This is a genomic window from Micromonospora sp. NBC_00617 (assembly GCF_045161355.1).
Classification (GTDB): Bacteria; Actinomycetota; Actinomycetes; order Mycobacteriales; family Micromonosporaceae; genus Micromonospora.
On the sequence record NZ_CP107751.1, the window covers coordinates 2,826,752 to 2,850,485 of the forward strand.

Consider the following 23,734-nt stretch of genomic DNA (forward strand, 5'->3'; position numbering starts at 1 on the left):
CCCCGTCCCCACTTTCGGTCAGCTTCCGTGCGTGTGGGTGTGGCCCTGGAACCGGTGGATCGCCTCTTCGGCGCCGGGGGGCATGCTGCCGTCGGCGTTGCGCACCAGGAAGATCCCGGCCATGCCGCCGTCGGAGTGGTTCTGCACGTGGCAGTGGTACATCCACGCACCCGGCCCGACGCCCTCTCCGGCCAGCACCTGGAACCCGAACGAGCTGCCCGGGTTGAGGTCCTTGTTGTCGATGACCAGGCTCGGGTCGGCTGGACCCTCCAGCATTCCGGTGCGGTTGTCCGCCCAGCGGTGTGCGTGCAGGTGGAAGGTGTGGAACAGGTTGCCGTGCCCGATGGCGAGCCACTCCACCCGCTGGCCCAGGTTCGCCTCGAACATCGGCGTGTTCGGGGCCATCCGGTTGTTGATCGTCATGTCGTGGAACACGACCGTGAACTGCTTGTCCGGCAGGATGTCGCCCCGGCGGCGGACGATCAGCGCCCCGTACAGGCCCTTCGCGACTCCGGCGGTGCCGTGGTCGGTGCCCATGGCGTGATCGTGGTAGTGCCAGTAGCCCGCGCTGCCCGGCATGTACCGGCGACCCGACGCGGCGACCATCTCGTGGGAGCGCCAGACGTACGTCCGGGTTTCGCCGGGGTTGTTGAACGAGGCATTGAGCGGGCTGCCGTCCGAGTCGGTGCTGTAGTCCACGCCGTGCGGGTGGATGGACAGCCGCTGGTCGGTGGTGTTGACCAGGGTGATCTCCAGGGTGTCACCCTCGTAGATCTCCAGCACGGGCCCCGGCACGGTGGCTCGCCCGGGTGCGAGGCCGTACCCGAACAGCCCGCCGGGCAACTGCTCGGCGTAGATGGTGACTTTCTTGGTCACTCCGGCGGCGGCCCGGGCCGGGCTGCCTCCGAACGCGTCGCCGAGCGTGGGCGCGGACGCGCCCAGCGCCCCGGCGGCGAGCGCCCCGGTGGCGATCAGTGATCGGCGGGACAGGTGGCGGTGGGAGCCAACGGCGTGATCGTCCATGGGTCTCCGTTCCCGACCGGGCGAAGACGCGACGAGGGCAGGGTGCATCGACCGCCGAGCACAAGGCGGCAGCACGACTGAGGTGAGGATCGTCGTGGACTTCGCTCGGAAGACTCAGAACTTTCGATGGATGAACACAACTTATGTAATCCATCGACGAAAGTACAGGTCTGCTTGCAGGAAGATTACCGCGAGATCACGCCGTACATCGATTGACCAGGCGATGTGGAGCGGTCAGACGGTGTGCCGGCCGTCCGTCGGTAGGCCGGGGACCTCCGGCGGCTCGGGCGCCTGGTCGGGCTGATCGAGCCGCTCGACCCGAGTCGGGTCGAGGACCCGGGCGAGGAACGCGCGGGTCCGCTCGTGCTTCGGCGTGCCCAGCACCTCCTGCGGCGGGCCCTGCTCGACAACGACGCCACCGTCCATGAACACGACCCGGTCCGCCACGTCCCGGGCGAACGCCATCTCGTGGGTGACCACCATCATCGTCATGCCGTCCTCGGCGAGCGTGCGCATGACGGTGAGCACGTCGCCGACCAGCTCCGGGTCGAGCGCGGAGGTCGGCTCGTCGAAGAGCATCAGCTTCGGCTCCATCGACAACGACCGGGCGATCGCGGCCCGCTGCTGTTGCCCGCCGGAGAGCTGGGCCGGAAACGCGTCGGCCTTGTCGCTCAGGCCGACCCGCTCCAGGTTGGCCCGCGCGATCCGCTCGGCCTCGGCGCGACCACGCCGCAGCACCCGCCGCTGGGCGATGGTGAGGTTGTTCAGCACGGTCAGGTGCGGGAACAGGTTGAACGACTGGAACACCATGCCGATGCCCCGACGTACCGCGTCGATCTCGACGTCCGGGTCGGTCATCTCGACGCCGTTCACCCAGATCGTGCCGGCGGTCGGCTCTTCCAGCAGGTCGACGCAGCGCAGCAGCGTCGACTTGCCGGAGCCGGACGGCCCGATGACGCAGACGACCTCGCCCTGGCCGACCTCGAAGTCGATGCCCTTGAGCACCTCCAGCGGGCCGAAGGACTTGTGCAGGTCGCGGATCTCGACGGCGGGACGGGACGGGGTGGTCGTCATGCGGGTCACCGGGCCTTGGCGTAGCGGAGTTCGAGGCGGCGCACCACCTGGGACAGGGGCAGGGTGATGACGAGGTAGGCGAGGCCGGCCACCAGCAGCGGCGTGGCGTTCACCCGGTCGTTGAGCATGTCCCGGCCGAACTTGGTGACCTCGATGGTCTGCGCCGTCACGCCCAGCACATAGGCCAGCGACGAGTCCTTGGTGAGCAGGATGAGCTCGTTCGTCAGCGGCGGGATGACGATCCGGAACGCCTGCGGGATGACGATGGTGCGCATGGCGGTGAAGTGCGACATGCCGAGGGTGCGGGCCGCCTCCATCTGCCCCTTCGGCACGGCCTGGATGCCGGCCCGGATGGTCTCGGCCATGTACGCGGCGGCGGTCAGGCCGAGACCGATCGCGATCGAGCCGAACACCCCGCCGGGAATCTCCCGCTCCGGGAAGGCGATGGGGATGCCGTACCCGACGAGGAAGAGGACCAGCAGCGCCGGCAGACCCCGGAACAGCTCGATGTACGCGGTCGCCAGCCAGCGGTACGGCGCCACCCGGGACAGCCGCATGAGCGCGAGGACGGTGCCGAACACGAGGCCGAAGGCGAACGCGCCCAGCGTGTAGAGGATCGTGTTGCGCAGCGCCACGGTGATGATCGTCGGGAACATCGACTCGATGATGTCGACGCGGAAGAACGCGTCAGCCAGACGGCCCCAGTCCGCGGCGACGAGCACCGCGGCGATGATCGCGACGAAGACCAGGTACTGGATGCCGAGGGACAGTCGTTCCCGCTGGCGGCGTCGCAGCTTCACGTTGGCTCGTTGCCTTCCCGGAGTGTGTCGACGGGGAGGGCGCGCGTCGCGCGCGCCCTCCCCCACTGAGCTTCGATCAGGCGCTCGGCCGCTTGCCGATCCACTTTTCGTAGATCGTGTCGTACGAGCCGTCCTGCTTGGCCTTGGCCAGCGTCTCGTTGATCTTCTTGAGCAGTTCCGGGTTGCCGTCCTTCTTCACCGAGAACCCGTACTGCTCGCCGGTGTCGAACTCGGCGGTCACCTCGAACCCACCCGGGTTCTTGCGGAGGTACTCGGTCCACACCGGCAGATCGTTGACGGCGGCCTCGACCTGGCCGTTGGCGACGGCCTGCTGCAGGGCGGCGAGATCCTCGAACTCGACCAGCTGCAGGCCCTTCTCCTTCTCGAACTTCCTGGCGTAGTCGCGGCCCGTGGTGGCCGCCTGGACGCCGAGCTTCTTGCCCCGCAGGTCGTCGAGCGACTTGTACGGCTTGCCGGTCTTGACCAGCAACGCCTGCGTCGCGTCGAAGTACGGGTCGGAGAAGTTCATCACCTTCTGCCGCTCGGCGGTGATGGTCATGCCGGCGGCGGCCGCGTCGCACTTGCCGGTGTTCAGGTCCTGACCGGACTTGATCCCCTCGAACGGCGTGTCGATGATCGTCTGCTCGACGCCCAGCTCCTTGGCCACGAGGTCCATGACGTCGACGTCGAACCCGGTGACCTTGCCGCTGGCGTCCTTCGACTGGAACGGCGGGTACGGCAGGTGGGTGCAGACGGTCAGCTTGCCGGCCTCGACCAGCTTGACCCCGCTGGCCTGGACCTCGCTGTCATCCTTCTTGGCGCATCCCGCGCTCAACGCCAGAGCGGCGACCGCCGCGACGAGGCCGGCCTGACGGACTGCGCTACGGACTCTCACGAGTGTCCCTCCGGTTCGGCTCCCCTGTGACAGGAAACCAGGTTGGTGCGAAGACGGTGTGACAGGGGACGGTACCTGATTCGCCGAACGGTACCCAGATCACACGGTGCAGCCGCCGCGCTGCGGTGTGACCGTCACAGCCCGTGAACGGGACGGGCGGCCACGAACGGGACGTCCGGCCGCAGCGACGAACGGCAGTTGAGTATCCGACCCGCCTCGAACGAGTAAGCCGTCGTGCGGGCCACCGCTGCGCCAGCACAGAAGCTGGTAGACGATCAGTGATACCGCCGTCACTGGAACCGGTGATCAGAACTGACCGTCGAGCCGGGTACACCGAGGCGATTCCGGGTGGGAGGGCACGGCTGAGGATGGACACCTACCCCACGACACCTCAGATGGCCTTCGCGCAGTTCGTCCGCCAGGCCGTCGACGACGCCCGCGAGGAGCACGGTTGGACCGTCGGTGACATCGCGCAGCACACCGGCGTCAGTCGCTCGACGCTGTTCCGCTGGCTCGCCGGTGACTGGCAGCGCTACCCCGAGCTGGCGAAGGTCCGCAGCCTCTGCGCCACCCTCGATCTCTCGATCGCCGCCGCGATCCGACCGCTCGCGATGCCGAACGCCGCAGTGACCCCCCGGGGGCTGGCGGAGGTCGAGGCGGACATCGGCACCATCCGCCGGCGGTTGCTCGACGACACGGTCTCCGCCGCGGACAAGCGCCAGATCCGGGAGCTTCTCCGCCGCCTCGCCGGCCGCGACCTCCCGGTCGAGGGGGCGTCGCCGTCCACGACCGGCTCCGGCGCCACCCCGCCCTCCCCTTCGCAGGCAGGCGCGTCGCACCGGTAGCCCGACCGGACGGACGCCGCAGGGCCGGCCGACCTCAGCGCGCGGCAACTCCGCCGCCGGCTTCAGCGCGCGGCGCGACCGAACTCAGCGCCTGGCGCAGCCCGCCTCGGCGCGTGACGCAGGCGACCTCAGCGCCTCGCGCGGGCGACCTCAGCGCGCGGCGCGACCCGGTCGGCCCGGGCCGGTGCCGGAGCGCCGGGAACCGATGCGGGGAGCCCGCACCACCGGGGTACTGCCGGCTCCGGGCCGGAAGTCCCGCGCCGCGGCGGCCACCATCTCGTCGGGATCGCCTTCGAGCGTCTGCCGCACGTGCGCCGGGATGATCTCGGACGTGGCCATCGCCAACCGGACCTGCACCGAACGGTCGTCGACCAGGGCCGCCAGATCCGCCTCGTCCAGCTCCAGCGCGCGGACCAGCGCGGCCCGCACGTCGACCGCCGGGTCCCTGGCCAGGGCGCTGCGCTGCGCGGCGGTAGTCCGCGGGTTGCGGGCGAGCCCCTTGCGGACGCGGACCGTCCGGTCGGCCAGCAGGGCGACGATGACGTCCGGATCGTGGGTGTGCGTGGCGAGCCGTTCCCGCACCTCGGGTGAGACGTCGTCGACCAGCCGGGCGGCCAGCTCGGGCTCCAACTCGCGGGTCTCGGCGAGCAGGCCCCGAAGCTCCTTGTCGGGTGCGGCGGCCATCACCCGGCGGACCGACTCGTCGCAGGCCGGGTTGCCGGCGACGGCCCAGCGGACCCACCGGTCCGCGTCCTTGACCAGACGCAGGAGATTGCCGACCGACGTCGCGGGATTGCGCGCCACGGCCTCCCGGACGTGACGATCATGGTCGCGGGTCAACGACCGCAGGGCCTGCGCGGGCGCGTCCGGCCGGGCCGCGACCGCCTTGCGGACCGCGACCGACGCATCGGACGCCAGGTCGATGAGGGTCATCTGTGGCGTTGTGGGGTCGTGTGCGACGGCGAGCCGCGCGTCCGCCCCACCACCGGTCGGACGGTCGGCCGTTGCGCCCGACCCGCTGTCCCGGTCGGCCCCGCCGACGTGCTGCTGCTTGCCCATGGGCGCAATCATGGCACGCGCCGAACCGGACCCCGTGCGGCACGGCTGCGCGCAGCCCCTGGTCCGCGGCGAGCCGCCGAGGGTCAGTCGGGGCGTGGGGCCACCAGACCGGACTCGTACGCGACGACCACGAGTTGGGCGCGGTCGCGGGCGTGCAGCTTGGCCATGGCCCGGTTGATGTGGGTCTTGGCGGTCAGGGGGCTGATCACCATGCGCGCGGCGATCTCGTCGTTCGACAGGCCCTGGGCGACCAGGACGACGGCTTCGCGTTCTCGGATGGTCAACTCCCCCAGGCCGGTCGGGGCTCGCAGGTGGCGCGGCTCGGCGACGTACCGGTCGATCAGTCGGCGGGTGATCGACGGCGCGAGCAGCGCGTCACCCCGCGCGGCGACGCGTACGGCATGCAGGAAGTCCTCCGGCTCGATGTCCTTGACGAGAAAGCCGGCGGCGCCGGCGCGCAGCGCGTGGAAGACGTGTTCGTCAAGGCCGTAGTTGGTCAGGATCACGACGTGCACCCCGGCCAGGGCCGGGTCCGCGGCGATGAGCCGGGTCGCCTCGATGCCGTCCAGCACCGGCATCTGGATGTCGATGAGCGCGATGTCGGGCAGGTGACGCCGGGCGAGAGCGACCCCCTCGCGGCCGTCGGCGGCCTCGGCCACCACCTCGATGTCGTCCTCGATGTCCAGGAGCGCGCGGAAGCCGCTGCGCAGCAGCGCCTGGTCGTCGACCAGCAGGACGCGGATCATCCGGGCGAGCTGACGGGCAGTTCGGCGTGGACGGTGAAGCCACCCTCGTCCCGGGGCGCCGCGTGGAGGCGACCGCCCAGGGCGGTGACCCGTTCGCGCATCCCGAGCAGCCCGACTCCGGGCGTCGGCACGGCGGCCGGCGTGGCCGTGCCGTCGTCGTCGACGCGGATGGCGAGGGCGTCCGGACGGTAGGCGACCCGGACCGACGCCGTGGCCGCGGCGGCGTGCCGGGCGACGTTGGTGAGGGACTCCTGCACGATCCGGTAGGCCGTCCGGTCCACCGCCGCCGGCACGGCCTGTCGTTCGCCCTCGACCGTCAACGTCGCGTCCAGCCCGGCCATCCGGGCCCGCTGCACCAACTCCGGCAGGTGTTCGAGGCCGCGCGGCGGGTTCCTGCCATCGTCCCGCAGAGCCTCCAGGGTCGCGCGCAACTCGCGGCTCGCCTCACGGCCGGCCTCCCGGATCGCGAGCAGCGCCTCCGGCACCGCCTCGCCACGCCGGCGGGCCAGGTGGACGGCCACCTCGGCCTGCACCTTGATGATCGAGATCTGGTGGGTGAGGGAGTCGTGCAGCTCTCGCGCGATGTGCAGCCGCTCCTCGTCGGCGCGGCGTCGCGCGGTCTCCTCCCGGGTGCGCTCGGCCTCGTCCGCCCGCCGCTCGGCCTGCCGCAACGCCTCTCCCGCCGCGCCGGCGGCGATCAGCCACGCCACCTCGAGCGCGCCTCGGGCCCGGGCGAACGCCTCCCCCGGGGGCAGGTTCTGCGGCGGGGCGAGGGCGGTGAGGGGTAGAGCGACGAGCATCAGCACGGCGGCGACGACCGTGACGACACGATGGCCCGCCCGCACGCCGGTGTAGACCGCGAACAGGAAGGCCACGGCCGGCACGTCGAGACCGACCGCCTGGTAACCCACCGCGCACAGCCCGGTGACGGCCAGGACGGCGACGGGCGCCCGGCGACGCGCCGCCAGCGCCAGGCCGCTGGCCGCCAGCAGCGGATAACCCAGCAGGTCGCCGTCGAGGGTGGAGTGGTCCGCGGACAGCCCGGCGATCAGCAGCACCGCCGTCACACCGACGGCGATCGCCCAGTCCCGGACGGCGGCACGCCCTGCGCTCATGCGCGCACCCTAGCCCGACCTGCGCCGCGGGCGACTCCTGCGCGCGGACGACCGGCGCCTACCGCGCTTGTGGTAGTCGGGCGGCAGTCTGCGCCGTACGCGGCAGCTGCCTGCGCCGGTGGCGGCAGCGCGGAATGCCGCCGGCTGCCGGACGACCGGCGGTCGAACCGGCGACAGGATCGAACGACAACGAACGAGACGTACGACGAAGGAGAAGCACATGTTGCCCTCAGGAAACCCGAAGCGGGTCCGACTGGTGTTCGCCGCTGCCGCGTCCGCAGTGGCCGGGGGATTCGGGCTGGCCGCGCCGGCCAACGCGTACGCCTCGTCCGCGCCGTTGGCGGCCACCGTCACCACCATGAGCGCCGGGCGGCTCGGGGCGAGCGTGGGCGCTCTGCTGGGCCTGGCGGGGGTGATCATCGGCACGTTGGCCCTGGCCCGGCCCGCCAGCCGCGTCGGCACCGGCAACGGGCTGCTCGGGGCCACCGTGGCTCTGGCGGCCGGGCTGATCGGCGTCGCCCTCGGCGCGCTGGTGGTGGCGACCTCCGACGGCGGCATCGGCACGGGCAACGGGCGCGGCGGGGCGTACGTGGCACTGGTGGTGGGGGTGGCCGCCCTCGGTCTCGGTGGGCTGGCGCTGCGCCGCTCCCGCACCTGACCTCCCGTCCGGCGGCACGTCACCCGCCGGACGACGCGCCGCCGGAAGCCGCCCGGTGGTGAGACCGTCGGTGCTCCAGGCGTCGACGCTGGCGGCTGCCACGGTGGCGCAACCTTTCCGGCCCGCAGGACGTGTAGCTGCAGATCGCCGCTCGCACCGGACCTGGAGGAACGATGAACTCGACAACCCCGCGCGTGCTCCTGCCGATCACCCTGCTGGCGGGGCTGGCCGTCTGCTCCACTGCCGACCCCGGCCCGGTGGCCGGGGCCGGCAGCCCGTCACCCACTTCCGGCACCGCGACCGCCTCCGCCCCGGCGTCGACCAACCGCGGCGTGCCGTCACCGACCCGCACCGCGGCGTCCGCCACGCCGACCACCACCGTCAAGGCCGCCTGCCCGGTCGGCGCCGCGACCCTGCAACGGGTCTCGGGGCTGGGAGACACCCACCGGATCGACCCGGACCACATCAAATGCGCGCGGCAGTGGGCCACCGCCGGGGTGATCGCCGTCGACCCGACGATGCAGGGCGACGGCGTGCTGCTGTTCACGTACTCGTCCGGCGCGTGGCGGAAGGTGGGCGAGGGCAGCGCGCTCGAATGCACCCCGTTCGGTATCCCACCCGAGATCGGCGATCAGGTCGGCTGCCACGACATGCGCTGATGCCACCTCGAACGGCGGCGTGCCCAGCCGTCGCCGGGGCGCACAAGCCGCTCTCTCCTGCTCCGCGTGGAGCAGGAGAGAGTGCGGCATCGACGTGGCGGCCACTCGTCAGGCGTGCCGCGCGCCTCTGCGGAAGCCCAGGATCACGATCGCGCCCACCACCAGATGCATCAGGACCAGGGCCCACCTGGTGCCGGCCGAGGCATCGACCAGCAACACGGGCACGAGGGACAGCACGAGGACGGCGACAGCGATCCCCGTCCAGATCGTCGTGGCGCGAGCCGAGAGGCGCTCGAGCACCGCCAGGAGGCCCCAGCCGAGCAGCGCCGCGAGCCCGGAGTTCATGATCACGGCGAGCACCGTGACGTCCTGCGGACCGGCGCCCTGGTCGACGGTGAGCTGCGCGCCGGCGAGGGTGGCGCCCGACCACACGGCCACGGCGGCGAGCACGGCGACCAGGAGGGCGATGGATCGGTGCCGGACGCGCAAAGTGCCGTCGGCGGCTCGGGGAACAGAGGCTTCCGCAGACATCAGGGGTGACTCCTCAGTGGAGAGAACGCGTTGTCGAGATCGAACCGTACCAGAAGGTTCCGTTCTTTACTATCTCGTTCTTAACTTTCTTGGTGACGCGCATGATGCTCCGCTACGAGATAGTTCGAATCACGAACTAGTTGCTAGGCTGCTGCCATGACCACCGGTACCTCGGGGCCCGATACCGCAGCGCCTGATCTGATGTTTCTGATGTCCTGGGCCACCCACGCGCTGGCCCAGGAGCACGCCCTCGCCCTGTCCGGCCTGGGCATCTCGACGCGTGCCTACTGCGTGCTCGATCGCGGCCGCACCGGCGAGTTCACCCAGAGCCAGCTCGGCGACATGTGCGGCATCGACAAGACGACGATGGTCGTCACCCTCGACGAGCTGGAACGTGCCGGCCTGGTCGAGCGCCGTACCTCGACGACCGACCGCCGCGCCCGCATCGTCACCGTCACGCCGGCCGGCGAGCGGCTGGTCGCCGAGGCGCGGCAGATCGTCGCGCGACTGCAGGGTGACATCCTCGCCACGATCCCGTCGCGCGACCGCGCGATCTTCCTGGACGTGCTCGGTCGACTGGTGGACGGCCGGCTGTCGACGTTCGTGCAGGCCGACCGTCCCGCCCGCAGGCGATCCTCCCGGGCAGCCTGACCTCGACCGGGGGAGCATGGGCAGGTGAGTTCGGATCGGCTCCTCGTCACGCTGGACCGCGACAGTCCGGTTCCGTTGCAGCAGCAGCTCTGCGACCAGATCAGCGGGTCCGTGCGGGCCGGCCGGCTGCGCCCCGGCGACACGGTGCCGCCCAGCCGCGAGCTGGCGCACCAGCTCCGGGTCTCCCGCACGGTGGTGACCCGGGCGTACGAGCTGCTGCGGGCCAACGGGGTGCTCACCTCGCGCCGGGGCTCCGGCACGCGGGTGAGCAGCGCCCTGGCTGACGCGCCCCCACCCGTGCCGCGTACCGGTCGCGCGCACCTGCGCCCCGAGCCTCCGCTGCCCACCGACGCCGGCAGTCCGCTGTGGAAGCCGTGGGAACCGGCGCCGATGCACCGCCCGGACGGGACGTACGACTTCCGGCACGGCACCCCGGCGCTGGCCAGCTTCCCGGTCACCCGGTGGCGGCAGTCGCTCGCCGACGCGGTGAGCCGGGCCGACGCGGTGGCCCTGGGCTACGGCCCGGCCGAGGGCGCGTTGTCGTTGCGTGCCCAGATCACCGCCCTGCTGCGGCGCAGTCGTGCGCTGGACGCCACCCGGGAGAACACGGTGGTGACCAGCGGCGCCACCCAGGCCATGGACATCCTGGTCCGGCTGCTCGTCGGCCCCGACGACGTGGTGATCATCGAGGACCCGAGCCACACCGTGCTGCGGCAGATCTTCGGCTACTCACGGGCCGCGGTGGTGCCGGTCGGTGTCGATGAGGAGGGTCTGCGGGTCGACGAGATCGACTGCCAGGTCCGCGCGCACGGCCTCGACCCGGCCCGGGTACGCCTGGTCTACGTCACCCCGTCGCACCAGTTCCCCACCGGGTTCATCATGTCCGAGCGGCGGCGACGGGCGCTGCTGCGCTGGGCTCGCGAACACGGTGCCACGGTGCTGGAGGACGACTACCACAACGAGTTCACCTTCGCCGAGGAGCGGTTGCCGTCGCTGGCCGCCGACCCGCAGGACGCCGACGTGGTCTACGTCGGCAGCTTCAGCAAGACCCTCTTCCCCTCGCTGCGCATCGGGTACGCGGTGCTGCCGCCACATCTCGTCCGGTCGTTCCTGGGCGTCAAGTGGATCACCGACCGACTGACCCCGACGCTGACCCAGGAGGCGCTGGCCGAGTTCATCGCCTCCGGCGCGTACGCCCGGCACATCGGCCGGATGGACCGCCTCTATCGGCAGCGGCGTGCCCGGCTGCTGGAGGCGCTGTACGAACACTTCGGCGCGGGAGTGCGGATCTCCGGCACGGCGGCCGGGCTGCACGTGCTGGTGACCCTGGGCGGCGCGCTCGACGTCGGCGAGGCCGAGATCGTGCGCGCCGCCGCCGCGCGAGGCGTCCGGGTCTACCCGGCGTCGGGCTACTTCGTCACCCGCCCGCCGAGCGAGCCGACCTTCCTGATCGGGTACGCGGCGCTGCCCACCGCTCGGATCACCGAGGGAGTGGCGCTGCTGGCCGCCGCGGTGCGGGACGTGACGGCTCGGTGAAGCGGGGCCGGTGAAAGCGCGCGCTCTGGGCGTACGGGACGGTGCAGTCGAAGACCGCCTTCGCCGTGCGCCCGTCGGCGGACAGCGACGGGGAGTAGCCGGTGTGCTGGCTCGGGTCTAGCGGGAAGCCCTCCCGGTCCGGCAGCACGAGCAGGTCCTGGTCGGCCTGGAAGCGGGTGACCATCGCCCACCACAGGTCCTGATCGGACTCGATGTCGACGTCCTCGCCCACGCACAGCACCAGCTTGGCCATCCGGAACTGCTCCAGCACCGCCTCGGCGGCGGCGCGTACCGCGAGGTCGTCGGCCGGGCCGCGCTTGGCCGGCCACTGGAGCACCACCATGAGCTGACCGCCGCCCGCGGTGTGGCAGTGCGCTGCCAGGGCCGGCGTCCCCCGGCGGCGCAGCAGGTCCAGCACCGCGGCCTCCATCCCGAAGCCGAGCAGCACCGACTGCTCGTGCCCGGGCCCGGAGACCGACTGCAGGATCGGGCTCTCCCGGGCGCTGATCGCGGTGACCTGGATCAGCGGCAACGAGGGATGCGCCCGACCCTGGTAGCCGAGGAACTCCGGCGTGGCCACCGTGCCGTGCGCGCTCTCCGGCACCCGGTCGGCCAGCAACTCGCCCTCGATGACGTACTCGGCGTGCGCGATGAACTCGGCGTCCACCGTGGCGCAGGGCAGCAGCTCCACCGGCTGACCGGCGAGCGCGCCGGCCACCGCCAGCTCGTCGAGGTCGGGCGGGACCAGCGAGGTCGGGCAGCAGGAGGACAGCAGCACCGCCGGGCCCAGGCCGAGGTGGATCGCGACCGGCAACGGACGCCCCCGGCGCAGGGCGGCCTGGTACGCGAGCTCCAGATCCCGACCGGGCACCATCCAGATGGTCAGCGTGTCGGGCCCCTGCACGCACATGCGGTGCACGGACAGGTTGCGGACCCCGGTGTCCGGGTCGGTGGCGAGCACCGCGCCGAGGGTCAGGTACGGGCCGGCGTCCTCGTCGGTGAGGACCGGCACCGGCAGCGCGGTCAGATCCAACGGCAGCGTCTCGCGCGGCCAGCGGGACGCGTCGGGGGCGGGCACCGGCGCACGGGGGGCGGCCACCGCGGCGAGCAGCCGGTGCGGCAGCTCGGCCGGCGTGCACCCGAGCAGACCGGAGGCACGCCGGCGGGTGCCGTAGAGGCCCATCAGCACCGCCCGGGTCGGGCCGTGGTCGGGGCGTACCCGGTCGAAGAGCACCGCCGGGCCGGCGCCGGTGGGCGGGGCAGCGGGGGCGCCCGCCCAGCGGGCGTAGTGGGCGGAGACGCCGTAGCGGGCGGGCAGCTCCGTGGGGACGCGGACCAGCTCGCCCGGGAGCGGGTCGAGGCTGGCCAGGGCGTGCCGCAGGTCGACGGGCGGGCGGTGGCTCATCCCTCCTCCGCCAGTGGCGCGGTGGCACGGCGGGCGGCCAGCATGTCGAGCTGCATCCGGGTCAGCTCGTCGATGAGCGCCCGGTACGTGCCGACCGCGACCTCGGGCGGCATGCCGTGCTGGGCGGCCAGGTCGTGCACCCGGCCGAGCACCTGTCGTACCCGGTCGGGTGATCGGACGGTCGCCTCGTCCGTCTTGTGCGCGGTCAGCTCCTGCACCACCCGGGTGCGCTCCGCCAGCAGGGCGATGATCCGCTGGTCGAGCGCGTCGATGGCGACCCGCAGCTCGGCGATCCGGGCCGGGCCGTCGGCGCCGCCGGCCGGCGGGGAGCCGGCCGGCGGCGCGAACTGGTGCTGATCGCTCACGGCTGCGGGACCTGGTCGATCACGAAGACGACGGTGGGCTCGGCGTCGCTGCCCTGGGACCGGTGCTCCTCGTCGTCGGGAATGACGAAGCCCATGCCGGGGCGGCACGGCACCGACCGATCCCGGAAGTGGATGGTGAACTCGCCCTGCAGGACGTAGCCGGTGTGCCCGCGCAGGCACCAGTGGTGCTCGTCGAAGCCCGGCGGCAGCTCCAGCAGGCGCAGACGCTGACCTCCGACGTACGAGATCTTGACGCGCCCCTCGGCTCCCGGCTTGTCCCACCTCTCCCACTCGGTGGCCGGGAAGTCGATGCCGACCGGCGCGGCGACCTGCTCAGTGGACATTCTCGATATCTCCTCTGGTGTGGACGGTTTCGGTGCGACGGGGCCGCGGGACACGCTCGTTGCGGTCGCGGCGCGGGAGGACCGGGCCACCGTCGACCCGCTGGTGCCGCTTGAGCAGCTGCACCATGTCGAGCATCCGGTGCACCATCCGCTCCAGCGCGTCGACGCCCTCGACGTCGGTCAGGCCCGGAGCGCCGGTGGTGTTGCGCAGCAGGACGGGGAAGCCGCTGCCCACCAGAATCATCCGGTTGAGCAGCAGGTTGTTGACGATCTGGTTGTGCACCGAGGAGTCGCTGTACCGACGCCCGGTGACGATGATGCCGCCGACCTTGTCGGCCAGCGGCCGGGTGAAACGCAGGTAGCCGACGCCCGCCCGCTCGATGAAGACCTGCATGAGGTGGGCGAGGCCGAAGCCGTGCACCGGCGCCGCGTAGATCAGCCCGTCGGCGCTGGCCATCTGCTCCACCAGGGCGGGGACGTCGTCGTCCACCTGGCAGGGCAGAGTACGGCTGTTGCAGTCGCCGCACGGGCTGCACGGCGAGATGCGGTGTTCGCGGAGCGCGATGGTGCGCAGGATCGCGCCCCGCTCGGCGATCAGCTTGCCCGCGTACGCGATGGCGTGGTCGGTGTTGCCACCGGGCCGTTCCGATCCGTTGATGGCGAGGATGGTCGCTGCTTCGCTGTGCAATGGCACCCCCGGTGCTCGTCGCGAAGGGTGGACGCCGCAGCGGCGCCCACCCCCTGCGAGGTCAGTCGGTCAGTTTTCCGGCGAAGTAGTCGATGTAGGCCTGCATGTCGAAGTGGCCGTGCCCGGAGAGGGAGAAGACGATGGCCTTCGACTCGCCCGTCTCCCGGCAGCGCAGCGCCTCGTCGACCGCCACCCGGACCGCGTGGGTGGACTCCGGCGCCGGCACGATCCCCTCGCTGCGGGCGAACAGCACGCCCGCCTCGAAGCAGGCGGTCTGCGGCACCGCCCGCGCCTCGATCAGGTCGATGTCCCGCAGCGCGCTGACGATCGGCGCCATGCCGTGGTAGCGCAGCCCACCGGCGTGGATCGCCGGCGGGTGGAAGTCGTGGCCCAGGGTGTGCATCTTGGCCAGCGGGGTGAGCCCGGCGGTGTCGCCGAAGTCGTAGTCGTAGCTGCCCTGGGTCAGCGACGGGCAGGAGGCCGGCTCCGCGGCGACGAACCGCACCGTCGGGCCGCCGCCCAGCTGGCGGCGCAGGAACGGCAGGGCCAGCCCGGCGAAGTTGGAGCCGCCGCCGGCCGCGCCGACCACGATGTCCGGGTAGTCGTCGGCCATCGCGAGCTGGAGCAGCGCCTCCTGCCCGATGATCGTCTGGTGCATCAGCACCAGGTTGAGCACCGAGCCCAGGGCGTACTTGGCGGCGCCGCCGCTGGACATCGCCGCCTCCACCGCCTCGGAGATGGCCAGGCCCAGGCTGCCGGTGGAGTCCGGGTCGGCGGCGAGGGCCGCCCGGCCCGCCTCGGTACGGTCGCTCGGGCTCGCGGTGACCGACGCGCCGAACGTCTCCATCAATCCCCGCCGGTACGGCTTCTGGTCGTAGCTGACCCGGACCATGAAGACCTCGCAGTCGAGGCCGAAGTACGCGCAGGCCATCGAGAGCGAGCTGCCCCACTGGCCGGCGCCGGTCTCGGTGGTCAGCCGCTGCACGCCGTCGAGCTTGCTGTAGTACGCCTGCGGCACGGCGGTGTTCGGCTTGTGGCTGCCGGCCGGGCTGACCCCCTCGTACTTGAAGTAGATCCGGGCCGGCGTGTCGAGGGCCTGCTCCAGGCGACGGGCGCGCACGAGCGGGCTGGGCCGCCACTGCCGGTAGATGTCGAGCACCGGCCCGGGGATGTCCACGTCCCGCTCGGTGGTGAACTCCTGCTCGATCATGCCGGTGGCGAAGAGCGGTTCGAGATCCGCCGCGGTGATGGGCTCCCGGGTGCCGGGGTGCAGCATCGGGGGCAGTCCCTTGGGCAGGTCGGGAACCACGTTGTACCAGGTCGTCGGGATGTCACTCTCGGGCAGCACGAACTTCGTCGCGGTCATGGCCTCTTCCGATGCGGGGTGGGGTGTCACGGACTGGCGGTGGCCGGTTCGGCGAGTGCCGGCACGGGCCGGACGGCCGGTCGGATCCGCAGCGCTGCGAACGCGACCATGCCGACCACCGGGGTCAGCAGGAGCAGCAGGAGGACGGGACGGTGGCCCTGGGTCTGCCAGATGAACCCGAGACCCATCGGCACGACCAGCCGGGCGGAGCTGAGCACGAAGGCGTTCAGGGCCATGAAGCCGCTGACCCGGTGCTCGGCCACGTGGTCGGCGATGTAGGTGGGCACCACCACCGACGCGATGATCTCGCCGAGGGTCCAGACGACGGTGGAGAGCAGGACGGCGGGCAACGAGAACGCGAACACCAGGACGGCCATCCCGGTCGACCAGAGCAGGCCCGCCACGATCAGCAGAACCCGGGTCGAGTACGCCTTGATCCGCTTCTCGATCAGCAGGCTGGCGCTGACCACGACGACGCTGTTGATGGTGTAGACCGCGCCGACCAGCGCCACCGACGAGTGCAGCACGGTGGTGACCGCGAGGGGCAGCGTGTATTCCAGGCCGATCAGCGGCGCGACGTAGCAGAACGAGACGAGCACCAGCACCGCCACGTCGAGGTCGCGCAGCAGCTTGGCCCGGCCGGTGCTCGCGGTCGACGACGCCGTCGCGGCACGCCGGGTGTCCGCCGGCACGAAGAGCCAGATGGTGGCCGCCGCGAGCAGCCCGAGCAGGATGTTCCCGGCGAACATCAGCTGGTAGGAGAAGGCCGCCGCGAACCCGCCGAGCAGCGGGCCGACCCCCATGCCGAGGTTGTTGGCGAGGTAGCTGACCGTGTACGCGAAGGGCCGCTCACCGGGCTCGGTCAGGTCGGCGATCAGCGTGTTCGCCGCCGGCGCGAACATCCCCATCCCGACCAGCGCGACGAAGAGCAGCACCGCGTACGTCCAGGTGGGACCGTTGACCAGGGCGAGGCCCAGGTAACCGGCCGCGTTGAGCAGCAGACTCGACACCAGCGCGGCACGTCGGCCGGCCCGGGCGCAGACCGGGCCGCTGAGCAGGCTGCCGGCGAGCAGACCGGTGCTGCCGACGGAGATCAGCACGCCCGCCTCGCCGGTGCTCAGGTGCCGGCTCTGCACGAGGTAGACCGCGAGCAGCGGGAACACGAACATGCCGGCCCGGTTGATGAAGGAGGCGTAGACCAGCATCCGCAGCGGGCGCGGCAGGGCCCGGAACCGGGTCAGCCACATGACGGCTCCCCCACCGGCTCGGTGCGCACCTCGAAGGAATCCCGGATGACCTTGAACCGGGCGCGGACGTCGTCGAAGTCCCGGCCCGCACAGACGTACCAGCCGAGCACGTCGTTGGAGGCGGTCGGCACGGCGAGCACGTCCCCGACGGTCTTCCACACGTCCGCGTCGCGCACCGCGTCCAGCGCCCGCAGCTCGTCGGCTGTGGTGATCGCGGTGATCCGGCCGTACCGCTCGGAGCAGAGGTACTCGGTGCCGATCTCCGGGCCGAGGGTGGCCGCCGGCACGTGCGCCGGGTCCAGTTCCAGGCGGCACCACTCCCCCGCCAGGTTGATTCCCCGGCCGGCCTGGATGGCGGGGACGATCGAGCCGCCGCCGGCCCGTGCGGCCGCCTCGCCGAAGACGACCTCGCCGTCGTCGCGGAGGAAGAACTCCACGTGGGCCACACCGGTACGCATCCCGAAGCCGCGCAGCACGGTGGCGCTGGCGGCCAGGATGCGCCGCTCCGCCGGGGTCAGACCGTGCTTGCGGGAGACCGTGCCGCCGGGCTCGTCGCGGAACTCCAGGACCGAGTACGTGTAGCGGGAGAGCTGCTCGAAGACCACCTCGCCGTCGCGCAGCAGCGAGTCGACGTGGTACTCGGCGCCTCGGACGTACTCCTCCACCCGGTAGTCGTGCCGGTCGTCGGCGATCAGCGGCCACACCCGGGCCAGGTCCTCGGTGGAGTCCACCCGGTGGGTGTCGCCGCAGGCCCAGCCGGCGTACGGCTTGATCACCACCGGCCAGCCCACCTCGGCGGCGAACTCGGCGACCGCTCCCACCGTCTCGGGGCGGCACGAGCGGGCCACCGGCACGCCCAGCTCGGTGGCCCGGCGGTGCATCACGTTCTTGTCCCGGAAGGCCAGGGCCTGCTCCGGGTCGAGCCCGTCGATGCCGTGGTCGCGCCGGCAGTACGCGGCGGTCAGCACGTCACCCTCGAAGAGCGGGAAGATGCGCCGCACCGGGTGCGTGGCGAGAATCGCCGCGACGACCGAGCGGACGGCAGCGGTGTCGTCGAGGTCGGCGTGGTAGCAGGGCAGGCCGGCGGCTTCGGTGGCGGGCTGCCCGGTCGGCAGCAGCGCCACGGTGGTCACGCCCAGCTCGGCGGCGGCGGCGACCACGCTGCGGAACTGGGCCGCGTACCGACCGGCCGCCGGCCGGTAGATCACCAGGATCGCGCGGTTCACGGACGGCTCCCCTGGTGGTTGCCGGCGGGGCTGAGCGGGCCAGCGGTGCGCAGGACGGCGCTGGTCGTCCCTCGATCGAGCACCGCCTCTTGGCGCGGGGTGTCGGACAGGTCGTCGAGGGCGGCGGCCAGCCGGGCCAGCGCGTCCACCACCTCCGCCCGGCCGCCGGGGTGGGCCGACTCGACGGTGAGCAGCAGCCGGTGCCGGCCCAGGTCGGTGCGGACCAGGTGTCCCTGCCGCCAGTTCCAGCGCCGGGAGTGGGCCCGGCCGTCGGCGTCGGCGTAGACGACCTCGCCCGGTTCGGGTCGTTCCGGCGCGTCGGGCACGCCGAGAGGCAGGAACGTCTCGGTGCCGTCGGCCGGTCGGACGACGAGGTCGGTGATGCCGTCGACCGCGCACGCGGCCACCGGCAGCGCCGCGCCGAGCGAGACGGCGTTGCAGAGGTCGACCAGGGCGTTGATCCGCGGCAGCCGGTCGCCCTTGGCGACCCGTCGGGCGATCGACTCGGCGGCGCAGGGGAACCGGTTCGGGTTCACCCCCACCGTCCGGTACGCCTCCCGCCACGCGGCGATGCCCGGCAACTCGGCCACCCCCGCCTTGTCCAGGCCGGCCGCGTGCAGCGCGTCCTCGGAGGCGGTCAGCAGCGCCGACACGCTGGGAGGCGCCGGGGCGACCTCGACTGTCGGCACGGCGAGCACGCCGAGGACGTAGTCCGGCACTGCGGTCAGCACCCGGTCGTCGATGCGGACGGTGAGGGTGTCCGCACCGTCGCTGAGCTGGGTCATCGTGATCCTCGTGAGGTTCGGGTCCGATTGTCGGTCCGACCGTACGCAGCGCGACGACCACCGGGTGTGGCCAATCCGGGGTGATCCGGTGTGGCCAATCCGGCGGTCGGTGGCTGATCGTCGCGACGGCCGGCACGGGCCCGCGCGCCGAGCAGCGTGGTGCCCACCGCCAGGACGCAGAGTGCGGCGCCGACCGGCCCGAGCAGGTCGAGGGCGTCCCCGCCGCCGTGGCGCAACAGCCGGTTGCCGAGGAAGCCGCCGAGGGCGATGCCCACGAACGTCGCCGAGGAGTTGAGGGACAGCAGCAGCGGCCCGGAGGTCGGCGCGATCGTGAAGAGCCGGTGCTGCTGAGCCGGCTGCGTGGCCATCGCGGTGACGCCCCAGGCCGCCATGGCCAGCGCGGCCGGAAGCAGCGCCTGCCGGGTCAGCGGCAGCGTGACCAGCACCAGGGCGAGCCCGGTGATCGAGACCACCAGCACCGGCAGTCCGCCGAAGCGGTCGGTGGCCCGCCCGCCGAGCACCGTCCCGGCGACGGCCGGCACACCGAAGACCAGCAGCAGCACCGCGAGCAGGGTCCCGTCGCCGTCGGTGGCCGGCGCGAGCAGCGCCCCGACGTACGTCAGGGCGAGGTAGCCGCCGGTCATGAAGAGCGCGGTGGTGAGCACCGCCAACCCGACGCGGCTCTCGCGCGCCGGGGCGAGCCGGGCGGCCAGCGATGGGCCGGGCGGCAGCGCCAGCCGCGGCAGGCCGACCAGCACCGCCACCGCGCAGGCGGCGCCGAGGGCGGCGAGCAGCCAGAAGGTGGCCCGCCACTGCAGGTCGGCGGCGAGCCAGGTGCCGAACGGCACCCCGACCACGGTGGCCGCGGAGAGGCCGCCGAGCACCACGGCCATGGCCCGGCCGCGCCGCTCGGGAGGGGCCAGCGCGGCCGCCGACGCGGTGGCGGCGGGGACGTAGAGCGCGGCGCTGACCGCCGTGAGGACCCGGGCCAGCAGCAGCAGCGGCAGGTCGGGGGCGAGCGCCGAGGCGACGTTGCCCAGGGTGAACCCGACCAGCGAGATCACCAGCACGGTACGCCGCTCCAGCCGGCCGGCCAGCGCGCCGAGCACCGGGGCGGCGACGGCGTACGCGAGGGCGAAGACCGTGCTCACCCACCCGGCCGAGGCGACGCTCACCCGCAGCGTGCGGGCCACCTCGGGGAGCACCCCGGCGACGACGAAGGTGTCGGTGCCGATGGCGAACGCCCCGACGGCGAGCAGCGGGACGACCGGCACGGACCGCCGCATCACGCGACTCCCGCCGGCTGCCCGGCGCGGTAGCGGGCGACGTCCCCGGCGACCACCCGGCCGCCCAGCAGCACCAGCTCGATCGCCTCCGGCCGGCCCAGCACCGTGATGTCCTCGGCGGGGTCGCCGTCGGTGACCACCAGGTCGGCCAGCCGGCCCGGCTGCACCGTGCCCGCCTCGTCGCCGCGCCCGGCCAGCCGCGCGCCGTTGGCCGTGGCCCAGGTCAGCACCACCGGCGCGGGAATGCCGGCCATTGTCACGTAGGTCTCCAGCTCCTCGGCGTACCGGCCGTGCGGGGTCCAGGCGAAGCCGAAGTCGTCGCCGGCCACGATCGGGATGCCCATCTGCACCATCAGCGGCAGGATGCGCAGGGTGTTCTCCACCTCGGCCTGGAATTCGAGGGTCTCCAGGTACTCCGGGGTCTTGCCGTGCCGGGTGCCGTCGGTGAGCAGCCGGTACGGCTGGTGCAGGCTCGGCACCACGAAGATGCCCCGCTCGGCGATCGCCTCCAGGGCGGCGTCGTCGGCGTAGGTGGCGTGGTCGATCACGTCGACCCCGGCGGCGATGGCGTTGCGGATGCCGCCCAGCCCGCGCGAGTGCGCCCGGATGCGGACCCCCCGCTCGTGCGCCGCCCGCGCCGCGATCACCAGCTCCTCGGCGGTGAACAGCAGTTCGTGGGAGCGGCCGTTGGGGAACGTGTCGTCGCCGGTGGAGAAGACCTTGATGATCTCCGCGCCCTGCTTGACCTCGGTGTCGACGTACTCGATCAGCTCTTGGGGGGTGTCGGCCAGCCGCATGAGGTCGCTCGGGATGCGTTGCTTGACCGCCGGGTTGCGGCGCTCCGGCGGACCGGACACCATCAGGTCCCGGCTGCACGGGGTGATGCGCGGGCCGGGCAGCTGCCCGGCGTCGATCGCCCGGCGCAGCGCCATGTCGATGCCGGCCACCGAGCCGGCGCCGACGAAGGCGGTGTAACCCAGCCGCAGCATGGCGGCGGCGTTGGCGGCGGCGCCGAGGGTGACCTCCGGGATCGTGTGCTTGAACAGCATCTCCCGACCGTCGAGCACGTTCAGGTACGCGATGTGGGTGTGGCCGAGCGTCATGCCCGGCATGACCGTACGGCCGTCGAGGTCCAGGACGTCGGTGTCCGGGTCGTGCAGGGGCGCCTGCGCCTCGGGTAGCACGGCCACGATGCGCTCGCCGTCGAGCAGCACGCTGTGGCACGGCCGGGAGGGCACCCCCAGTCCTTCCTGGACGGTGGCGCGGTGCAGCAGCATTCGTCGGGACACGAGGCTTCTCTCCGGTTCTCTCGGTGTCTGGCTCTCAGCGGCGGCCGAACAGGGTCCACACGATCTCGGCGCCCGGGCGGCGGGCCACCCACCGCAGGCCGTGGCGGTCGACCCCGGGCGCGTTGGTCACCGCGAGGTCGGCGCCGCCAGCGGCGAGGATCTCGGCGGCGTGCTGGGTGGAGTCGGCGTCCACCCACCGCACCGACCGGTCCCGCAGGGCCGGTGGCGCGAGGTCGGTGAAGATCCGCCGGACCTCCCAGAGGGCGGCCACGGCGAGCTGACCGCCGGACAGGTCCGGTTCGCGGTCCGGATGGGCCGCGATGCCGTACTCCGGGGTGGCCTGGGCGAAGTAGGCCTCCAGCCGCAGGTCGCGGTGCCAGTGGAAGCGGGTGAGCCCCTGATAGGCGCTCGGCACGAGGGCCTGGTCGACCCGCCGGTCCACCAGCGCCGCGAGCACCGCGTCGAAGGTGTCGGACAGCTCGACGCGCAGCCCGTGCCGCTCGGCGAGGAACACCGCGGTCAGGTGGCTGGACGTCCCGGGCGGGCCGAGGGTGGCCAGCGTGGTGCCGGGCCGGCTCGCCCAGCCGTCCACCACGCTGCGCCAGCGCCGCCCGTACGCCTCGGCGAGCGGCCCGGGCAGCGCCGGCACCCGCTCGTCGGCGACGGTCTCAGGTGGTGTAGCCACGGTTGCCCGCCATCCGCTGCGCCACCTGGGTCTCGTGGTCGGCCTCGACCCGCCGGTCGACGATCCGGGCGGCCTTCCAGCTCACGAAGGCGCCGGTGCTGACGATCGGGTCGAGCCCGTCGGTCAGCTCCACCTCGACGGGTACACCGAGCGCGGCGGCGGCCCGCGCCCGGACGCCGTCGGCCACACCGGCGGGGTCGTCGACGAGGTCCTTGAGCAGTTCCAGGCGGACGGTCAGCCGGTCGCCGCCGGCAGCCGGGTCGTGCTCGATCACCACCTGGTAGCCGCCGGAGCCGGTGACCCCGGTCAACACGGCCGTCTCGATCTGGCCGGCGGTGAAGCGTCGACCGCCCAGCTCGATGCGGTCCAGGGTCCGCCCGACGATCTGCACGAGGTCGCCGGCCATCTCGCAGTCACAGTCGGACGCCTCGACGATCACCGCGTCGCCGGTGCGGTAGCGGACCAGCGGCTTCACCCCGTCGATCAGCATGGTGACGGTGAGTTCCCCGCTGCCGCGCGGGCCGTGCGACGCGCCGGTCTCCGGGTCCACCACCTCGATCAGGTAGTTGGTCTGGGAGAGGTGCATCCGCTTGTTGCGGCAGGCGGTGGCGATGACGAACGCCTCCTGCGAGCCGTACAGGATGTTGTAGACGTCCGCGCCCCAGACGGACTCCAGGTTGCGGGCCAGCGCCGGGGTGCACATCTCGCCGGTGACGAAGAGCAGCTTGACGGCGAAGTCCTCGCGCAGCCGGTAGCCGTAGTGCTCGGCCGCCTTGGCGAGCATCATGGCCACACCCGGCGTGCAGCAGACGACCTCCAGCTCCAGGTCCTTCATGAGTTGCAACGCCTTGGCGAACCCGATCACCGGCGAGTACGGCCAGATCTTCGCGTTGAGCGAGCCGACGTTGCGGGCGATGTCACCGAGGGTGTCGCCGAAGGAGTGCACCTCGGTCGGGCCCATCAGCCCGATCCGCGGCGGGTGGTCGCCGCAGTGGTGGCGGAAGACGGACGCCCAGGATTCGGTGACGTGGGCGTTGCTGGCCACCACCTCCCGACCGTCGCGGGGGCACGGGGTCGCGCGGCCCGTCGTGCCGGTCGTCTCGTAGAAGAAGACCCCGTCGGCCAGCGGCCGGCTGAGCACGTCGAGCATCTCCTCGCGCAGGTGCGTCTTCGTCGTGAAGGGCAGCCGGTCGAGGGTCGCCGGGGTGATCGTGGTGAGGTCCACGTCGGCCAGGTGCCGGGCGTAGAACGGCGACCCGGTCGTCACCTGGTCGAGGACCGTGCGCAGTTGGCGTTCCCGCCACGCGTTCAGGTCGGCCGGGTCGAGGGTGCGGTCGTAGAAGGCCTTGTGCAGGGCCAGGTAGTCGACGGCGAAGTCGGCCGCCGGTCCAGTGGTCGGAAGCCACATGGTCGGGATCCTCTCCAGGGGTGCGCCGGCTGCGGTGCGATCGGCGCT

Annotated in this window: 24 protein-coding genes and 1 pseudogene; 5 read left to right on the top strand and 20 right to left on the bottom strand. The window is 72.5% G+C overall.

Going from position 1 to position 23,734, the window contains the following annotated elements; genetic code table 11:
• Positions 1–18: 18 nt before the first annotated feature.
• The 4 genes from OG505_RS12945 to OG505_RS12960 all read right to left on the bottom strand — a co-directional run bounded on the left by OG505_RS12945 (position 19) and on the right by OG505_RS12960 (position 3,792).
• Entirely contained in the window at positions 19–1,023 is a 1,005-nt protein-coding gene (locus OG505_RS12945) for a multicopper oxidase domain-containing protein (protein ID WP_405433450.1), read from the bottom strand.
• A gap of 234 nt (positions 1,024–1,257) precedes the next feature.
• Complete coding sequence (locus tag OG505_RS12950; RefSeq protein WP_405433452.1) at positions 1,258–2,097, bottom strand: amino acid ABC transporter ATP-binding protein; 840 nt, start codon at positions 2,095–2,097, stop codon at positions 1,258–1,260.
• 5 nt (positions 2,098–2,102) lie between these two features.
• Positions 2,103–2,897: an amino acid ABC transporter permease gene (locus OG505_RS12955; protein WP_405433453.1), complete on the bottom strand. Its 795-nt coding sequence runs from the start codon at positions 2,895–2,897 to the stop codon at positions 2,103–2,105.
• 76 nt (positions 2,898–2,973) lie between these two features.
• Positions 2,974–3,792 (bottom strand): basic amino acid ABC transporter substrate-binding protein, encoded by an 819-nt coding sequence (locus OG505_RS12960; protein WP_405433454.1) that lies wholly within the window; start codon positions 3,790–3,792, stop codon positions 2,974–2,976.
• A gap of 368 nt (positions 3,793–4,160) precedes the next feature.
• Between OG505_RS12960 and OG505_RS12965 the strand changes: the two are divergent.
• Positions 4,161–4,553: pseudogene (locus OG505_RS12965) on the top strand (multiprotein-bridging factor 1 family protein); the annotation flags it as partial.
• 234 nt (positions 4,554–4,787) lie between these two features.
• On the opposite strand, the gene OG505_RS12970 reads toward OG505_RS12965, so the two are convergent.
• The 3 genes from OG505_RS12970 to OG505_RS12980 form a co-directional block, all read right to left on the bottom strand.
• Positions 4,788–5,696 carry a hypothetical protein gene (locus tag OG505_RS12970; RefSeq protein ID WP_405433456.1) on the bottom strand — a complete coding sequence of 303 codons (909 nt, stop codon included), beginning with the start codon at positions 5,694–5,696 and terminating at the stop codon, positions 4,788–4,790.
• 83 nt (positions 5,697–5,779) lie between these two features.
• Entirely contained in the window at positions 5,780–6,442 is a 663-nt protein-coding gene (locus OG505_RS12975; RefSeq protein WP_405433458.1) for a response regulator, read from the bottom strand.
• The gene (locus OG505_RS12980) at positions 6,439–7,557 is read right to left on the bottom strand and encodes a sensor histidine kinase (protein ID WP_405433459.1); all 1,119 of its coding nucleotides are present in this window, start codon (positions 7,555–7,557) and stop codon (positions 6,439–6,441) included. The genes OG505_RS12975 and OG505_RS12980 overlap by 4 nt, the downstream gene beginning before the upstream one ends.
• Positions 7,558–7,777: 220 nt before the next feature.
• On the opposite strand from OG505_RS12980, the gene OG505_RS12985 reads away from it, so the two are divergent.
• On the top strand, positions 7,778–8,215 hold the full coding sequence (locus OG505_RS12985) for a DUF6223 family protein (RefSeq protein ID WP_405433460.1): 438 nt from the start codon (positions 7,778–7,780) through the stop codon (positions 8,213–8,215).
• 173 nt (positions 8,216–8,388) lie between these two features.
• Positions 8,389–8,874: a hypothetical protein gene (locus OG505_RS12990; RefSeq protein ID WP_405433461.1), complete on the top strand. Its 486-nt coding sequence runs from the start codon at positions 8,389–8,391 to the stop codon at positions 8,872–8,874.
• A gap of 108 nt (positions 8,875–8,982) precedes the next feature.
• On the opposite strand, the gene OG505_RS12995 is transcribed toward OG505_RS12990, so the two are convergent.
• The gene (locus OG505_RS12995) at positions 8,983–9,405 is read right to left on the bottom strand and encodes a DUF6069 family protein (RefSeq protein WP_405433462.1); all 423 of its coding nucleotides are present in this window, start codon (positions 9,403–9,405) and stop codon (positions 8,983–8,985) included.
• A gap of 156 nt (positions 9,406–9,561) precedes the next feature.
• On the opposite strand from OG505_RS12995, the gene OG505_RS13000 reads away from it, so the two are divergent.
• Together OG505_RS13000 and OG505_RS13005 are read left to right on the top strand one after the other, a co-directional pair.
• Positions 9,562–10,056 (top strand): MarR family winged helix-turn-helix transcriptional regulator, encoded by a 495-nt coding sequence (locus tag OG505_RS13000; RefSeq protein WP_405433463.1) that lies wholly within the window; start codon positions 9,562–9,564, stop codon positions 10,054–10,056.
• Positions 10,057–10,080: 24 nt separating this feature from the next.
• The gene (locus OG505_RS13005) at positions 10,081–11,592 is read left to right on the top strand and encodes a PLP-dependent aminotransferase family protein (protein WP_405433464.1); all 1,512 of its coding nucleotides are present in this window, start codon (positions 10,081–10,083) and stop codon (positions 11,590–11,592) included.
• Here the strand turns inward: OG505_RS13005 and OG505_RS13010 are convergent.
• From OG505_RS13010 to OG505_RS13065, 12 genes are read right to left on the bottom strand one after another with little or no spacing between them, the layout of a single operon-like run.
• Entirely contained in the window at positions 11,537–12,997 is a 1,461-nt protein-coding gene (locus OG505_RS13010) for a UbiD family decarboxylase (protein WP_405433465.1), read from the bottom strand. The two genes, OG505_RS13005 and OG505_RS13010, sit on opposite strands and share 56 nt — an antisense overlap.
• Positions 12,994–13,362 carry a chorismate mutase gene (locus OG505_RS13015; RefSeq protein WP_405433466.1) on the bottom strand — a complete coding sequence of 123 codons (369 nt, stop codon included), beginning with the start codon at positions 13,360–13,362 and terminating at the stop codon, positions 12,994–12,996. Before OG505_RS13015 ends, OG505_RS13010 begins: the two co-directional genes overlap by 4 nt.
• A complete protein-coding gene (locus OG505_RS13020; RefSeq protein ID WP_234581760.1) occupies positions 13,359–13,706 on the bottom strand; it encodes a cupin domain-containing protein in 348 nt (115 codons plus the stop codon). The genes OG505_RS13015 and OG505_RS13020 overlap by 4 nt, the downstream gene beginning before the upstream one ends.
• A complete protein-coding gene (locus OG505_RS13025) occupies positions 13,696–14,400 on the bottom strand; it encodes a flavodoxin family protein (protein ID WP_405433468.1) in 705 nt (234 codons plus the stop codon). The genes OG505_RS13020 and OG505_RS13025 overlap by 11 nt, the downstream gene beginning before the upstream one ends.
• A gap of 55 nt (positions 14,401–14,455) precedes the next feature.
• Positions 14,456–15,760, bottom strand: a complete 1,305-nt coding sequence (locus OG505_RS13030) for a TrpB-like pyridoxal phosphate-dependent enzyme (RefSeq protein ID WP_405433470.1) — start codon at positions 15,758–15,760, stop codon at positions 14,456–14,458.
• A 26-nt stretch (positions 15,761–15,786) separates the two neighbouring features.
• Positions 15,787–17,007 (bottom strand): MFS transporter, encoded by a 1,221-nt coding sequence (locus tag OG505_RS13035; protein WP_405433472.1) that lies wholly within the window; start codon positions 17,005–17,007, stop codon positions 15,787–15,789.
• Complete coding sequence (locus OG505_RS13040) at positions 16,998–18,233, bottom strand: ATP-grasp domain-containing protein (protein WP_405433474.1); 1,236 nt, start codon at positions 18,231–18,233, stop codon at positions 16,998–17,000. The genes OG505_RS13035 and OG505_RS13040 overlap by 10 nt, the downstream gene beginning before the upstream one ends.
• Entirely contained in the window at positions 18,230–19,018 is a 789-nt protein-coding gene (locus tag OG505_RS13045; RefSeq protein WP_405433475.1) for a B3/4 domain-containing protein, read from the bottom strand. Before OG505_RS13045 ends, OG505_RS13040 begins: the two co-directional genes overlap by 4 nt.
• Positions 19,015–20,304: an MFS transporter gene (locus OG505_RS13050; protein WP_405433477.1), complete on the bottom strand. Its 1,290-nt coding sequence runs from the start codon at positions 20,302–20,304 to the stop codon at positions 19,015–19,017. Before OG505_RS13050 ends, OG505_RS13045 begins: the two co-directional genes overlap by 4 nt.
• Positions 20,304–21,593 (bottom strand): amidohydrolase family protein, encoded by a 1,290-nt coding sequence (locus OG505_RS13055; protein ID WP_405433479.1) that lies wholly within the window; start codon positions 21,591–21,593, stop codon positions 20,304–20,306. Before OG505_RS13055 ends, OG505_RS13050 begins: the two co-directional genes overlap by 1 nt.
• A gap of 34 nt (positions 21,594–21,627) precedes the next feature.
• Positions 21,628–22,278 carry a prephenate dehydratase gene (locus OG505_RS13060; RefSeq protein WP_405433481.1) on the bottom strand — a complete coding sequence of 217 codons (651 nt, stop codon included), beginning with the start codon at positions 22,276–22,278 and terminating at the stop codon, positions 21,628–21,630.
• Positions 22,262–23,686, bottom strand: a complete 1,425-nt coding sequence (locus OG505_RS13065; RefSeq protein ID WP_405433482.1) for a phenylacetate--CoA ligase family protein — start codon at positions 23,684–23,686, stop codon at positions 22,262–22,264. Before OG505_RS13065 ends, OG505_RS13060 begins: the two co-directional genes overlap by 17 nt.
• Positions 23,687–23,734: the final 48 nt, after the last annotated feature.

Bases quoted from the DNA above. Each gene is read 5' to 3' on its own strand.
- OG505_RS12970 (WP_405433456.1), bottom strand. From the start codon at position 5,696: ATGGGCAAGCAGCAGCACGTCGGCGGGGCCGACCGGGACAGCGGGTCG.
- OG505_RS12985 (WP_405433460.1), top strand. From the start codon at position 7,778: ATGTTGCCCTCAGGAAACCCGAAGCGGGTCCGACTGGTGTTCGCCGCT.
- OG505_RS13010 (WP_405433465.1), bottom strand. From the start codon at position 12,997: ATGAGCCACCGCCCGCCCGTCGACCTGCGGCACGCCCTGGCCAGCCTC.
- OG505_RS12975 (WP_405433458.1), bottom strand. From the start codon at position 6,442: ATGATCCGCGTCCTGCTGGTCGACGACCAGGCGCTGCTGCGCAGCGGC.
- OG505_RS13045 (WP_405433475.1), bottom strand. From the start codon at position 19,018: ATGACCCAGCTCAGCGACGGTGCGGACACCCTCACCGTCCGCATCGAC.
- OG505_RS13050 (WP_405433477.1), bottom strand. From the start codon at position 20,304: ATGCGGCGGTCCGTGCCGGTCGTCCCGCTGCTCGCCGTCGGGGCGTTC.
- OG505_RS13000 (WP_405433463.1), top strand. From the start codon at position 9,562: ATGACCACCGGTACCTCGGGGCCCGATACCGCAGCGCCTGATCTGATG.
- OG505_RS12990 (WP_405433461.1), top strand. From the start codon at position 8,389: ATGAACTCGACAACCCCGCGCGTGCTCCTGCCGATCACCCTGCTGGCG.
- OG505_RS13065 (WP_405433482.1), bottom strand. From the start codon at position 23,686: ATGTGGCTTCCGACCACTGGACCGGCGGCCGACTTCGCCGTCGACTAC.
- OG505_RS13030 (WP_405433470.1), bottom strand. From the start codon at position 15,760: ATGACCGCGACGAAGTTCGTGCTGCCCGAGAGTGACATCCCGACGACC.
- OG505_RS12980 (WP_405433459.1), bottom strand. From the start codon at position 7,557: ATGAGCGCAGGGCGTGCCGCCGTCCGGGACTGGGCGATCGCCGTCGGT.
- OG505_RS12950 (WP_405433452.1), bottom strand. From the start codon at position 2,097: ATGACGACCACCCCGTCCCGTCCCGCCGTCGAGATCCGCGACCTGCAC.
- OG505_RS13035 (WP_405433472.1), bottom strand. From the start codon at position 17,007: ATGTGGCTGACCCGGTTCCGGGCCCTGCCGCGCCCGCTGCGGATGCTG.
- OG505_RS13020 (WP_234581760.1), bottom strand. From the start codon at position 13,706: ATGTCCACTGAGCAGGTCGCCGCGCCGGTCGGCATCGACTTCCCGGCC.
- OG505_RS12945 (WP_405433450.1), bottom strand. From the start codon at position 1,023: ATGGACGATCACGCCGTTGGCTCCCACCGCCACCTGTCCCGCCGATCA.
- OG505_RS12995 (WP_405433462.1), bottom strand. From the start codon at position 9,405: ATGTCTGCGGAAGCCTCTGTTCCCCGAGCCGCCGACGGCACTTTGCGC.